The organism is Neisseria sp. P0009.S007 (assembly GCF_051962515.1).
The window spans coordinates 1-265 of the sequence record NZ_JBQCVF010001128.1 but is presented as its reverse complement, the minus strand read 5'-3'; the positions used below and the strand labels follow the sequence as shown (position 1 = coordinate 265).

Below are 265 nucleotides of genomic sequence, written 5' to 3'. Positions count from 1 at the left end.
AAAAAACCATTGCCGTGCCGTCTGAACGCACGCCCGTCAATCCCGAGCGGATGCTTGTCCTCAAAGGCGCGCGCGGCAACAACCTCAAAAACGTTACCCTCGAACTGCCGCTCGGGTTAATTACCTGTATCACCGGCGTATCCGGCAGCGGCAAATCCACCCTGATTAACGACACCCTCGCCAAAATCACCGCCCGCGAACTCAACCGCGCCCAAGAAGAACCCGCCCCATACGACGACATCCGCGGCCTCGAACACCTCGACAA

General features: G+C 58.9%; 1 protein-coding gene. It reads left to right on the top strand.

Annotated elements, in window-relative coordinates; translation table 11 throughout:
* Positions 1–265: ATP-binding cassette domain-containing protein (locus tag ACTHS3_RS18020; RefSeq protein WP_440368793.1), on the top strand; the 265-nt coding region annotated here is incomplete at both ends.